10 protein-coding genes and 1 pseudogene are annotated in these 12,418 nt (G+C 62.3%); 6 read left to right on the top strand and 5 right to left on the bottom strand.

Going from position 1 to position 12,418, the window contains the following annotated elements:
- Nucleotides 1-13: 13 nt before the first annotated feature.
- The 3 genes from M5B96_RS02010 to cysN all read left to right on the top strand — a co-directional run bounded on the left by M5B96_RS02010 (nucleotide 14) and on the right by cysN (nucleotide 3,855).
- A complete protein-coding gene (locus M5B96_RS02010) occupies nucleotides 14-772 on the top strand; it encodes a Nif3-like dinuclear metal center hexameric protein (RefSeq protein WP_248794830.1) in 759 nt (252 codons plus the stop codon).
- A gap of 253 nt (nucleotides 773-1,025) precedes the next feature.
- A complete protein-coding gene (cysD, locus tag M5B96_RS02005) occupies nucleotides 1,026-1,943 on the top strand; it encodes a sulfate adenylyltransferase subunit CysD (protein WP_248794828.1) in 918 nt (305 codons plus the stop codon).
- A gap of 13 nt (nucleotides 1,944-1,956) precedes the next feature.
- Nucleotides 1,957-3,855, top strand: a complete 1,899-nt coding sequence (gene cysN / locus M5B96_RS02000) for a sulfate adenylyltransferase subunit CysN (protein ID WP_248794827.1) — start codon at nucleotides 1,957-1,959, stop codon at nucleotides 3,853-3,855.
- A 223-nt stretch (nucleotides 3,856-4,078) separates the two neighbouring features.
- On the opposite strand, the gene M5B96_RS01995 is transcribed toward cysN, so the two are convergent.
- The 3 genes and pseudogenes from M5B96_RS01995 to M5B96_RS01985 all read right to left on the bottom strand — a co-directional run bounded on the left by M5B96_RS01995 (nucleotide 4,079) and on the right by M5B96_RS01985 (nucleotide 7,481).
- Nucleotides 4,079-4,984, bottom strand: coding sequence for an acyltransferase (locus M5B96_RS01995; RefSeq protein ID WP_248794826.1), 906 nt, complete (start codon nucleotides 4,982-4,984; stop codon nucleotides 4,079-4,081).
- The gene (gene pta, locus M5B96_RS01990; RefSeq protein ID WP_248794825.1) at nucleotides 4,985-7,084 is read right to left on the bottom strand and encodes a phosphate acetyltransferase; all 2,100 of its coding nucleotides are present in this window, start codon (nucleotides 7,082-7,084) and stop codon (nucleotides 4,985-4,987) included.
- Nucleotides 7,085-7,141: 57 nt separating this feature from the next.
- Nucleotides 7,142-7,481 (bottom strand): annotated as a pseudogene (locus tag M5B96_RS01985) (DUF3565 domain-containing protein).
- Here M5B96_RS01985 and M5B96_RS01980 point away from each other — a divergent pair.
- The 3 genes from M5B96_RS01980 (at nucleotide 7,456) to M5B96_RS01970 (ending at nucleotide 9,972) form a co-directional block, all read left to right on the top strand.
- Nucleotides 7,456-7,935 carry an FKBP-type peptidyl-prolyl cis-trans isomerase gene (locus tag M5B96_RS01980; RefSeq protein WP_248794960.1) on the top strand — a complete coding sequence of 160 codons (480 nt, stop codon included), beginning with the start codon at nucleotides 7,456-7,458 and terminating at the stop codon, nucleotides 7,933-7,935. The pseudogene M5B96_RS01985 and the gene M5B96_RS01980 overlap by 26 nt on opposite strands.
- Before the next feature lie 137 nt (nucleotides 7,936-8,072).
- Nucleotides 8,073-8,555, top strand: coding sequence for a glutathione peroxidase (locus M5B96_RS01975; RefSeq protein WP_248794824.1), 483 nt, complete (start codon nucleotides 8,073-8,075; stop codon nucleotides 8,553-8,555).
- Between the two features lie 313 nt (nucleotides 8,556-8,868).
- Complete coding sequence (locus M5B96_RS01970; RefSeq protein ID WP_248794823.1) at nucleotides 8,869-9,972, top strand: NADH:flavin oxidoreductase; 1,104 nt, start codon at nucleotides 8,869-8,871, stop codon at nucleotides 9,970-9,972.
- Between the two features lie 174 nt (nucleotides 9,973-10,146).
- On the opposite strand, the gene M5B96_RS01965 is transcribed toward M5B96_RS01970, so the two are convergent.
- Both M5B96_RS01965 and cysZ read right to left on the bottom strand, forming a co-directional pair.
- Nucleotides 10,147-11,370, bottom strand: coding sequence for a glycosyltransferase family 4 protein (locus M5B96_RS01965; RefSeq protein ID WP_248794822.1), 1,224 nt, complete (start codon nucleotides 11,368-11,370; stop codon nucleotides 10,147-10,149).
- A 79-nt stretch (nucleotides 11,371-11,449) separates the two neighbouring features.
- Complete coding sequence (cysZ, locus tag M5B96_RS01960; RefSeq protein WP_247263312.1) at nucleotides 11,450-12,205, bottom strand: sulfate transporter CysZ; 756 nt, start codon at nucleotides 12,203-12,205, stop codon at nucleotides 11,450-11,452.
- Between the last annotated feature and the right edge of the window lie 213 nt (nucleotides 12,206-12,418).

Below are 12,418 nucleotides of genomic sequence, written 5' to 3'. Positions count from 1 at the left end.
TTCAGGAGTTTTTATGGCGGTTTCATTGAATACGCTGGTCGAGGAAGCGGATCGCTTTCTGAACAGCGCGCGGATTGCCGATTATTGCCCCAACGGCCTGCAGGTCGAGGGCCGGCCCCAGGTGACGCGTATCGTCAGCGGCGTGACCGCCAGCCAGGCGCTGCTGGATGCCGCCGTCGAGGCCCAGGCCGACCTGATTCTGGTGCATCACGGTTATTTCTGGAAGGGCGAGGACCCTTGTATCACCGGAATGAAGCAACGTCGGCTGAAGACCCTGCTCAAGCACGACATCAGCCTGCTGGCCTATCACCTGCCATTGGACCTGCATCCGGAGGTCGGTAACAACGTGCAACTGGCGCGGCAGTTGGAGATCACCGTGGAAGGCCCGCTGGATCCGGACAATCCGAAGATAGTCGGCCTGGTGGGCTCGCTGAGCGAGCCGCTGACCGCCCGTGACTTCGCGCGCAAGGTCCAGGAAGTGCTGGGTCGCGAGCCGTTGCTGATCGAAGGCACCGACATGATCCGCCGGGTCGGCTGGTGCACCGGCGGTGGCCAGGGCTATATCGACCAGGCGGTGCTGGCCGGCGTGGACCTGTACCTGAGTGGCGAGGCGTCGGAACAGACCTTCCACAGTGCCCGCGAGAACGGCATCAGCTTTATCGCCGCCGGTCATCACGCCACTGAGCGTTATGGCGTGCAGGCGTTGGGTGACTACCTGGCGCGGCGTTTCGCCCTGGAGCACCTGTTTATCGATTGCCCGAATCCGATCTAGCAATTGCCGACTGGCCCTTGTGGGAGCGGAGCTTGCCCGCGAAGCTTTGAGCGTTCTCGCGGTCCCTTTCGCGGGCAAGCTCCGCTCCCACAAGGACGGCGCTCCCACAGGTCCGATCGGGCCAAACAGGGGGGTATATTCATATACCGTTTCGATCTAGCCGGCCCCCTCAATAGAATAGGGTGCTGTGCTAGCATGCCTCGCTCGAACACGGCCCGCTGGCCGTCCATAAGAACGCTTTTCGTGAGTAGCCATGGTCGACAAACTGACGCATCTGAAACAGCTGGAGGCGGAAAGCATCCATATCATCCGCGAGGTGGCCGCCGAGTTCGATAACCCGGTGATGCTGTACTCCATCGGTAAAGACTCCGCCGTGATGCTGCATCTGGCGCGCAAGGCGTTTTTCCCGGGCAAGCTGCCGTTTCCGGTGATGCATGTCGATACCCGCTGGAAATTCCAGGAGATGTACAGCTTCCGCGACAAGATGGTTGCCGAGCTGGGCCTGGACCTGATCACCCACGTCAACCCGGAAGGTGTGGCGCAGGGCATCAACCCCTTCACCCACGGCAGTGCCAAGCACACCGACATCATGAAGACCGAGGGCCTCAAGCAGGCCCTGGACAAGTACGGCTTCGATGCGGCCTTCGGCGGCGCGCGGCGTGACGAAGAGAAGTCGCGGGCCAAGGAACGCGTCTACTCGTTCCGTGACAGCAAGCATCGCTGGGACCCGAAGAACCAGCGTCCGGAGTTGTGGAACGTCTACAACGGCAAGGTCAACAAGGGCGAGTCGATCCGGGTCTTCCCGCTGTCGAACTGGACCGAGCTGGATATCTGGCAGTACATCTACCTCGAAGGCATCCCGATCGTGCCGCTGTATTTCGCCGCCGAGCGCGACGTCATCGAGAAGAACGGCACCCTGATCATGATCGACGACGAGCGGATCCTCGAGCACCTGTCCGACGAGGACAAGGCGCGCATCGTCAAGAAGAAGGTGCGTTTCCGTACCCTTGGCTGCTACCCGTTGACGGGCGCGGTGGAGTCCGAGGCTGAAACCCTCACGGACATCATTCAGGAAATGCTCCTGACGCGTACTTCCGAGCGCCAGGGCCGGGTCATCGACCACGATGGTGCCGGTTCGATGGAAGACAAGAAACGTCAGGGCTATTTCTAAGTAGGGTCTAAGCATGTCGCATCAATCTGATTTGATCAGCGAGGACATCCTCGCCTACCTGGGCCAGCACGAGCGCAAGGAACTGCTGCGTTTCCTGACCTGCGGTAACGTCGACGACGGCAAGAGCACCCTGATCGGGCGCCTGCTGCACGACTCCAAGATGATCTACGAAGACCATCTGGAAGCCATCACCCGCGATTCGAAGAAAGTCGGCACCACCGGTGACGACATCGACCTGGCATTGCTGGTCGACGGCCTGCAGGCCGAGCGTGAGCAGGGCATCACCATCGATGTCGCCTACCGCTATTTCTCCACCGCCAAGCGCAAGTTCATCATCGCCGACACCCCCGGCCATGAGCAGTACACCCGCAACATGGCCACCGGTGCCTCCACCTGTGACCTGGCGATCATCCTGGTGGACGCCCGCTACGGCGTGCAGACCCAGACCCGTCGCCACAGCTTTATCGCCTCCTTGCTGGGGATCAAGCACATAGTCGTGGCCATCAACAAGATGGACCTCAAGGACTTCGACCAGGGCGTGTTCGAGTCGATCAAGGCCGACTACCTGAAGTTCGCCGAAGGCTTGAAGATGAAGCCGACCAGCATGCACTTCGTGCCGATGTCGGCCTTGAAGGGCGACAACGTGGTGAACAAGAGCGAGCGTTCGCCCTGGTACACCGGCCAGTCGCTGATGGAAATCCTCGAAACCGTGGAGGTGGCGGGCGACCGCAACTTCACCGACCTGCGTTTCCCGGTGCAGTACGTCAACCGGCCGAACCTGAACTTCCGTGGCTTTGCCGGCACCCTGGCGAGCGGCATCGTGAAGAAGGGCGACGACGTGGTGGTGTTGCCCTCGGGCAAGAGCAGCCGGGTCAAGTCCATTGTCACTTTCGAAGGTGAACTGGAGCATGCCGGTCCTGGTCAGGCGGTGACGCTGACCATGGAAGACGAAATCGATATCTCCCGTGGCGATCTGCTGGTGCACGCCGACAATGTGCCGCCGGTGACCGACAGCTTCGAGGCCATGCTGGTCTGGATGGCTGAAGAGCCGATGCTGCCGGGCAAGAAATACGACATCAAGCGCGCCACCAGCTACGTACCGGGCTCGATTGCCAGCATCGTCAACAAGGTCGATGTGAACACCCTCGAGGAAGGTCCGGCCAGCGCCCTGCAATTGAACGAGATCGGCAAGGTCAAGATCGCCCTGGATGCGCCGATTGCCCTGGACGGTTACGAGAGCAATCGCACCACTGGCTCGTTCATCATCATCGACCGCCTGACCAATGGCACTGTGGGCGCCGGCATGATCGTCGCCCAGCCACTGGCCCATGGCAGCGCCACCCATCACGGCAAGCTGGCCCATGTCGCCACCGAGGAGCGTGCCCAGCGTTTCGGCCAGCAACCGGCGACGGTGCTGTTCACCGGTTTGTCGGGCGCGGGCAAGAGCACCCTGGCTTACGCCGTGGAGCGCAAGTTGTTCGACCTGGGGCGTGCGGTATTCGTGCTGGATGGCCAGAACCTGCGTCATGACCTGAACAAGGGCTTGCCGCAGGATCGCACCGGGCGCACCGAGAACTGGCGGCGTGCCGCCCACGTGGCGCGTCAGTTCAACGAAGCGGGCCTGCTGACCTTGGCCGCGTTCGTGGCGCCGGATGCCGAAGGCCGTGAACAGGCCAAGGCGCTGATCGGTGCCGAGCGCATGTTGACGGTGTATGTCCAGGCTTCGCCGCAGGCTTGCCAGGCGCGTGATCCCCAGGGCCTGTATGCGGCCGGTGGCGATAACATTCCGGGCGAGTCGTTCCCCTACGACGTGCCGCTGAATGCCGACCTGGTGGTGGATACGCAGGCGTTGTCGTTGGACGATAGCGTGAAGAAAGTCCTGGAGCTGTTGCGCCAGCGCGGCGCGATCTAAGGATCAGCTGCATTGAAAAGCCCGCGGCCGAGTGATCGGCCGCGGGCTTTTTTGCACGTGTCGGGAAGCGACTTGTGGCGAGGGGGCTTGCCCCCGTTGGGGCGCGAAGCGGCCCTGAATTCAGGCACCGCATGCGTTCAGGCAAACCGCAGATATAGGGTTTGCGACCGCTTCGCGGCCGAACGGGGGCAAGCCCCCTCGCCACAAAGGTTTTCCAGGCGCCTCAAGACCTGGCGGGATACTCGCGGTGCATCTGCTCCAGCAACGCGTCCTTGTCTTCCCACAGCTGGTTGATCCAGCCCTGGAACGCCAGTCGGTACTCGCCGTCCTGGTCATAGTTCCTGCCGACGAACTGCGGCGGGACCTTCAGTTCCTGGAAATGCACCACCACATCGCGCACGTTGCCACACAGCAGATCCCAATACCCCGGCTTGCCGCCCGGATAGTGGATGGTCACGTTGACGATGGACTCCAGCTGCTCGCCCATGGCATCCAGCACAAAGGCGATGCCGCCGGCCTTGGGCTTCAACAGATAACGGAACGGCGACTGCTGCTGCGCATGCTTGGCCTTGGTAAAGCGCGTGCCCTCGGCGAAATTGAAAATACCCACCGGGTTGTCGCGAAACTTCGCGCAGGTCTTGCGGGTGGTTTCCAGGTCCTTGCCTTTCTTTTCCGGGTGCTTCTCCAGATACGCCTTGGAGTAGCGCTTCATAAAGGGAAAGCCCAGCGCCCACCAGGCCAGGCCGATCACCGGAACCCAGATCAACTCCTGCTTGAGAAAGAACTTCAATGGCTGGATCTTCCGGTTGAGCACGTACTGCAAGACCATGATGTCGACCCAGCTCTGGTGATTGCTGGTGACCAGGTAGGAATGCTGGTAGTCCAGGCCCTCCAGGCCGCTGAGGTGCCAGCGGGTGCGGCGGACCAGTTGCATCCAGGCCTTGTTGTTGCTGACCCAGGCCTCATGGGTATGGTTCATCAGCCAGTGGGTCAAACGCTGGGTCAACGCAAAGGGCAGCACCTTGAGCAGCGCCACGCAGAACAGGAACGAACACAGCAGCAAGGTATTCAGCGTCAACAGCAGCGAGGCGATCACGCCGCGCAGGGGCGCAGGGAGAAAGTCTAACATTCAGATATCCACAGGTCGGTTGGCGGCTTGGATCGCGGTGAGGGCGATGGTGTAGACGATGTCGTCCACCTGGGCGCCGCGCGGCAGGTCGTTGACCGGCTTGCGCAGGCCTTGCAGCATCGGCCCCAGGCTGACGCAGTCGGCGCTGCGTTGCACCGCCTTGTGGGTAGTGTTGCCGGTGTTCAGGTCGGGGAACACGAACACCGTGGCGCGTCCCGCCACCTGGCTGTTGGGCGCCAGTTGCCGGGCCACGGCTTCATTGGCCGCGGCGTCGTACTGCAACGGACCGTCGATCAGCAACGTGCTCTGGGACTCATGGGCCAGCAGGGTGGCTTCGCGGACTTTCTCCACCTCTTCGCCACTGGCCGATTCGCCGCTGGAGTAGCTGATCATCGCCACCCGTGGGGTGATGCCGAAAGCCTGGGCCGATTCGGCGCTTTGCAGGGCGATTTCCGCCAGCTCCGCCGCCGACGGATGCGGGTTCATCACGCAGTCGCCATAGACCAGCACCTGGTCCGGGAACAGCATGAAGAACACCGACGACACCAGGGTGCAACCCGGCGCGGTCTTGATCAGTTGCAGGGCCGGGCGGATGGTGTTGGCGGTGGAGTGGATCACCCCGGACACCAGCCCGTCGACCTCGTCCAGCGCCAGCATCATGGTGCCGATCACCACGGTGTCTTCCAGTTGCTGCTCGGCCATCGGCGTGTTCAGGCTCTTGCTCTTGCGCAGCGCCACCATCGGCTCGGCGTAGCGTCCGCGAATCAGGTCCGGGTCAAGGATCTCCAGCCCCGGCGGCAGTTCGAAACCATGGGCCCGGGCCACCGCCTCGACTTCCGCCGGCTTGGCCAGCAGCACGCAACGAGCAATGCCGCGGGCCTGGCAGATGGCGGCCGCCTGCACGGTCAGCGGTTCGCTGCCTTCGGGCAGGACGATGCGTTTGTTGGCTTCCTGGGCGCGCTGGATCAATTGGTAGCGGAACACCGCCGGGGTCAGGCGCATTTCCCGAGGCGTACCGCAGCGTTGGTGCAACCAGTGGGCGTCGAGGTGCCCGGCGACGAAATCGGTGATGATCTCCGCGCGCTCGCGGTCATCGATGGGGATTTCCTTGTTCAGGCCGTTGAGCTGGTTGGCGGTCTCGTAGGAGCCGGTGCTCACCGACAACACCGGCAGGCCCGCCGCCATCGCACCGCGACACAGCTCCATGATGCGTGGATCGGGCAGGGTGTCGCTGGTCAGCAACAGGCCGGCCAGCGGCACGCCATTCATCGCGGCGATGCTCACGGCGAGGATGATGTCGTCGCGATCGCCGGGAGTCACCACCAGCACGCCGGGCTTGAGCAGGTCGATGGTGTTGCGCACCGTGCGGGCGCAAATGATGATCTTGTTCATGCGCCGTTGCTCGTAGTCACCGGCGTTGAGCACCTGGGCGCCGAGCAGTTCGGCGACGTCGCGGGTGCGCGGGGCATTGAGGTCCGGCTGGAACGGAATGCAGCCGAGCAGGCGGAAATCGCCACTGCGTAGCAACGGCGAATGTTCCTTCAAACGGGCGGAGAAGTCGGCCATGCTCTCGTCGGTACGGACCTTGTTGAGGATCACCCCGAGCACTTTCGGGTCCTTGGGACCGCCGAACAGCTGCGCCTGCAATTCCACCCGGCCGGAGAGTTCGCTGAGCACTTCGTTTTCCGCCGCCGAGACCAGGATCACCTCGGCGTCCAGGCTCTTGGCCAGGTGCTGGTTGACCCGCGCGGCGTAGCTGGCGCTGCGGGTCGGGACCATGCCTTCGACGACCAGCACATCCTTGCCGACGGCGGCCTGCTGGTAGAGGGTGATGATTTCTTCCAGCAGCTCATCGAGCTGGCCGTCGCCGAGCATCCGCTCGACATGGGCCAGGCCCAGGGGCTGCGGCGGTTTCAGGCCATGGGTGCGGGCCACCAGTTCAGTCGAGCGCTCCGGGCCGAGGTCGCCGGGATGGGGCTGGGCGATGGGTTTGAAAAAGCCGACTTTCAGCCCGGCGCGTTCCAGTGTACGGACCAGCCCGAGGCTGATCGAGGTCAGACCCACACCAAAATCGGTGGGCGCGATAAAAAAAGTTTGCATGCGTATTCTCTTTAGGGAGCGCAAGTGCGACGGCCTATGGCTGGCCGTCTGCGAAGTTCAGTCGCCAAGGTTATCGTTAACCGAGCCTTGAGCGCACCAACCACATTCAAAGCCCTGAGCGATTTTTTCCGCCCGTTGCCGCGGGTCGAGTACCCAGGCACGCGATTGCCACGGGGGTTGATGGCGCAGGTGCTGGGTATGGCCACAGGAAAGCTCGGCGACCCAATGCCCTTCCTCGTCCTGATGAAAGCCGATAATAGTGACAGGCGCGGTCTTGCTCCGTCTGTCCGGGTTCAGTTCGCTTTCGGACGAATCCTTGTTTAGACTTGTCCGCTCTTTATTCCTATGCAAAAGGTCTCGCTCATATGACGATCGCTGCCAACAAGGCTGTCTCCATCGACTATACCCTTACCAACGATGCTGGTGAGGTCATCGACAGCTCTGCCGGCGGCGCCCCGCTGGTGTACCTGCACGGTGCCGGCAATATTATCCCAGGTCTGGAAAAGGCCCTGGAAGGCAAGAAGGTCGGCGACGAACTGAACGTGGCCGTCGAGCCGGAAGACGCCTACGGCGAATATTCCGCTGAGCTGGTCAGCACCCTGAGCCGCAGCATGTTCGAAGGTGTCGACGAGCTGGAAGTCGGCATGCAGTTCCATGCTTCGGCTCCGGACGGCCAGATGCAGATCGTCACCATTCGTGACCTGGACGGCGACGATGTCACCGTTGACGGCAACCACCCGTTGGCTGGCCAGCGCCTGAATTTCCAGGTCAAGATCATCGAAATCCGTGACGCCAGCCAGGAAGAAGTCGCCCATGGTCACGTCCATGGTGAAGGCGGCCATCACCACTGATTTCTGCTGCTAAGCTCTGGTAGTTGGAAGGCGCCCACGGGCGCCTTTTTTAGTCAGCCGCGGTTTTTAGCTGGAAACCGGTCAGGCTGTCAGGCAACAATGTTTGCGTATAAGTCCGGGAAAAACGGGAGTTCGTCATGAGTGCTTTTCACGATCTGACACTAAAAGCGCTGGATGGTCAGGAACTGCCGCTGGCGCCTTTCAAAGGGCAGGTAGTGCTGGTGGTCAACGTGGCTTCCAAGTGCGGCTTGACGCCCCAATATGCCGCCCTTGAGCAGCTCTATCAGCAATACAAGGCCCAGGGCTTCAGCGTGCTGGGCTTGCCGTGCAACCAGTTTGCCGGCCAGGAACCGGACTCCGAGGCGCAGATCCAGGCGTTCTGCAGCCTGAACTATGGCGTGAGCTTTCCGTTGAGCAGCAAGCTGGAGGTCAACGGTCATGACCGTCACCAACTGTACCGCCTGCTGGCGGGCGAGGGCGCGGAGTTCCCGGGCGATATCACCTGGAATTTCGAGAAGTTCCTGATGGGCAAGGACGGTCGCGTCCTGGCGCGTTTCTCGCCACGTACCGCTCCGGATGACCCGGCGGTGATCCATGCGATCGAAAAAGCCCTGGCTTGAGCCTGGCACTCAGATGGGATGGCTCTATTCCTGTGGGAGCGGAGCTTGTCGGGGCGCCGCGTCGCCGCGAATAGCGATGACGCGGTGTCACTGAAAAACTGCGGTGCCTTCTTCGCGGGCAAGCTGTGCTCCCACAAAGCCAACTTCCACTGCACCGGTTTCCACAAACCAGCCCTCACAAAGTCCGCTGGCGCAACCAGGCCGCTCCTGGCACTTCTAAAGCTTAATCACTCAGATCAATAGTGCTGGGCGCTGCGTTCACGGCGGAATATTATCCTGATCATAAATTCCCCTTGCGCCGTGGAGTGCTCCCATGCCCGTTAAAGCCCTGTTCCGTCCTTTCCATCTTGGCGCGCTGGAGTTGCCGACCCGTGTGGTGATGGCGCCGATGACCCGTTCGTTTTCCCCGGGCGGGGTGCCCAATTCGAAAGTTATCGAGTACTACCGCAAGCGTGCGGCGGCCGGTGTCGGCCTGATCGTCACCGAAGGCACCACCGTCGGTCACCCGGCATCCAATGGTTATCCGAATGTGCCGCATTTCTATGGCGAAGCGGCCCTGGCCGGCTGGAAAAAAGTCGTCGATGCGGTGCACGCCGAAGGTGGCAAGATCGTTCCGCAGCTTTGGCACGTGGGTAACGTGCGGCGCCTGGGCACCGAGCCGGACGCCAGCGTGCCGGGCTATGGCCCGAGCGAGAAGCTCAAGGACGGCCAGGTCGTGGTGCACGGCATGACCAAACAGGACATCGACGAGGTGATCGCGGCATTTGCCCAGGCTGCCCGTGATGCCCAAAGCATCGGCATGGACGGTGTCGAGATCCATGGTGCCCACGGCTACCTGATCGACCAGTTCTTCTGGGACGGCACCAACCAACGCACCGACGAATACGGTGGCAGCCTGGCCAACCGTTCGCGTTTTGCCATCGAGCTGATCCAGGCCGTGCGCGCGGCGGTGGGCCCGGACTTCCCGATCATCTTCCGTTTTTCCCAATGGAAACAGCAGGACTACAGCGCCCGCCTGGTACAGACGCCGGAGGCCCTGGGCGAGTTCCTCAAACCATTGTCCGACGCCGGAGTGGATATTTTCCACTGCTCCACGCGGCGTTTCTGGGAACCGGAGTTCGAGGGTTCCGAACTCAACCTGGCGGGCTGGACCCGCAAGCTGACCGGCAAGCCGACCATCACCGTGGGCAGCGTCGGCCTGGACGGCGAGTTCCTGCAGTTCATGGTCAACACCGACAAGGTCGCACAACCGGCGAGCCTGGAGAACCTGCTGCAGCGCCTGGGCAACGACGAGTTCGACCTGGTGGCCGTGGGTCGTGCCTTGCTGGTGGACCCGGATTGGGCGGTGAAAGTGCGCGACGGTCGTGAGCAGGACATCCTGCCGTTCAGCCGTGAGGCGCTGATGAGCCTGGCATAAGCGCGCCGCGCCGACGAGGCTGAATGTTTGATCGCCATCGCCGGCAAGCCGGCTGCTACAAGGTCCCGGGCCTGACGGTATTCACTGTCCTGTAGGAGCCCGGCTTGCCAGCGAAGAGGCCCGTGAGGCCGCCCAAGGCTTCGCGGGCAAGCCGGGACGCCGGACCGCCTGCTCCTACAGGTTTTGTGGTGTTTTCAGGACGGCGGTTGTCGCCACGGTATCCGCCGGCAGGGCTGGAACGCGTTGTGCCAGCGGCGGCGCGTCGCAGGCCCCGCGCAATTGCTTCTCGAACTGCTCGACAATCGCCCCCCAACCTTGTCGGCTGGCATGCTGGCGGGCGTTGAGGCGAACATTGCGCAAGGTCTCCCGGCCTTCCAGCAACCAACAGGCGGCATCGCAGAACGCCTCCTCGTCGCCGGGCATGGCCAGCACGCCGTTGTAACCATGGCGGATATGCTGGGCCGCCGCGGCCTCATCGTAAGCCACCACCCCCAGCCCGGAAGCCAGCGCCTCAAGCACCACATTACCGAAGGTTTCGGTAAGGCTCGGGAACAGGAACAGATCCGCCGACGCATAGTGGCAGGCCAACGCCTCGCCGCGCTGCGTGCCGCAGAAAATCGCCTCGGGCAGTTCCTTTTCCAGCACGCCGCGTTGCGGGCCATCGCCAACCACGATCAGCTTCATCCGCCGCTGTGGATAAGTTTCCCGCAGGCGTTCGAAGGTCTGCTTGAGCAAACCGAGGTTTTTCTCGGTCGCCAGCCGCCCGACATACAGCAAGGCGATATCGCCGTCCGCCAGCCCCCAGCTGTCGCGCAGGGCGCTCAAGCGCTTGGCCGGATGGAACAACTGGCTGTCGACGCCGCGGGAAAGCAGTTCCAGGCGCTCGAAATGCCGCCGTTCCAGTTCCAAGCGCTGGCTGACGCTGGGCACCAGGGTCAGCTTGGAACGGTTGTGGAACCAGCGCAGGTAGTGGGTCAGTAGCCGTGTCAGCAAACCCATGCCGTATTGATGGGAATACTGCTGGAAGTTGGTGTGAAAACCGCTGACCACCGAAATCCCCAGGCGCCTGGCCGCGCGCAGGGCGGACAAGCCGAGCGGGCCTTCGGTGGCGATATACAGCACGTCCGGACGTTGGCTCTTCCAGCGTCGCAGCAACTTGTGCATCGACGACTGCCCCCATTGCAGGCCGGGATAGCCGGGCAGCGGCCAGCCCCGGCAGAGCAGCAGTTCGGTATCGCTGGGGCGGGACTGGTCGCAGCTCTGGCGCGGGCGCACCAGTTCGATCTGATGCCCGCGGGCGCGCAGTCCGTCGCACAAGCGGCCAAGGGTATTGGCCACGCCATTGATTTCCGGTGGGAAGGTTTCGGTGATCAGGGTGATATGCAGAGCTGTCGTCATGTTTACAGTGTCGCCCCGGGCGGTTGCGACACTGTGGCTGTTTGATGATGGATTTGTGACGGACAGCGTTGCCAATACCTCAGCGCTTCTCGCCGGCCACCGCCTCGTCGCCGCGCTCACGGACCCAGAACAAGGTCGCCCCGGCCACCGCCGCCGGCATCATCAGCAGGTTGACCACCGGCACCAGCAGCACCAGGTAGACGATCCCGCCAAAGCTCATGCACTGCCAGCGTTTCTGCCGCAGCCAGGCGAGCATGCCCTGCCAGCTCAGCTTGTGGTTGTCCGCCGGGTAGTCGATGTACTGGATCGCCATCATCCACACCCCGAACAGCAGCCATAGCGGCGCGGCGATGATATTCACCACCGGAATGAACGACAGTACCAACAGCGCGATCGCCCGCGGCAGGAAGTAACCCAGCTTGCGCATTTCCCGCGCCAGGGTGCGCGGAATCATCGCCAGCAGTTCAGCCCAGCTGAAGGCCGGGAAATTGTCGGTGCCGCGCACCACCACTTCGACCTTTTCCGCGAGAAAACCGTTGAAGGGCGCGGCGATCACGTTGGCGATCATGGTGAAGGTGAAAAACACCATCAGCACCACCAGCGCCACGAACAGCGGCCAGAGGATGTAGTTGAGGAAACTCAGCCAGCCGGGCAGGGTCGGCATCAGGGTATCGACCCAGAGACTGAAATAGTGCCCGGCCAGGTAGATCAAACCGACGAACAGCACCAGGTTGATCGCCAGCGGCAGCAGGACGAACAGGCGCAGGCCCGGGCTCAGGACCAGTTTCAGGCCCTCGCGCAGATATTGCGGGCCGGACAGGACGGGTGCGGGCATAACGTGCTCCGAAAGAAGGAAAACGCGCCGACCTTACCGACTTTGCAGGTGCGGTGAAAGGGCCGACATTTGCAGTAACAAAGGCGTCCCGAAGAGCGCCGTTGAGGATAGAGACCCGCTATGAGCTGGATTGTTATTGCGTATTTCCTTAATCTTCGCCTCCTCGATACGCTGCACCTCATTATTTTTCAGGACTGTGTGCTACAAGCCTTC

This window comes from Pseudomonas sp. MWU13-2105 (assembly GCF_023242315.1).
GTDB lineage: Bacteria > Pseudomonadota > Gammaproteobacteria > Pseudomonadales > Pseudomonadaceae > Aquipseudomonas.
Note: the sequence above shows the minus strand (reverse complement) of the source record. Positions and strands in the feature narration are given on the sequence as shown.

Bases quoted from the DNA above. Each gene is read 5' to 3' on its own strand.
- M5B96_RS02010 (WP_248794830.1), top strand. From the start codon at position 14: ATGGCGGTTTCATTGAATACGCTGGTCGAGGAAGCGGATCGCTTTCTG.
- cysD (WP_248794828.1), top strand. From the start codon at position 1,026: ATGGTCGACAAACTGACGCATCTGAAACAGCTGGAGGCGGAAAGCATC.
- cysN (WP_248794827.1), top strand. From the start codon at position 1,957: ATGTCGCATCAATCTGATTTGATCAGCGAGGACATCCTCGCCTACCTG.
- M5B96_RS01995 (WP_248794826.1), bottom strand. From the start codon at position 4,984: ATGTTAGACTTTCTCCCTGCGCCCCTGCGCGGCGTGATCGCCTCGCTG.
- pta (WP_248794825.1), bottom strand. From the start codon at position 7,084: ATGCAAACTTTTTTTATCGCGCCCACCGATTTTGGTGTGGGTCTGACC.
- M5B96_RS01975 (WP_248794824.1), top strand. From the start codon at position 8,073: ATGAGTGCTTTTCACGATCTGACACTAAAAGCGCTGGATGGTCAGGAA.
- M5B96_RS01970 (WP_248794823.1), top strand. From the start codon at position 8,869: ATGCCCGTTAAAGCCCTGTTCCGTCCTTTCCATCTTGGCGCGCTGGAG.
- M5B96_RS01965 (WP_248794822.1), bottom strand. From the start codon at position 11,370: ATGACGACAGCTCTGCATATCACCCTGATCACCGAAACCTTCCCACCG.
- cysZ (WP_247263312.1), bottom strand. From the start codon at position 12,205: ATGCCCGCACCCGTCCTGTCCGGCCCGCAATATCTGCGCGAGGGCCTG.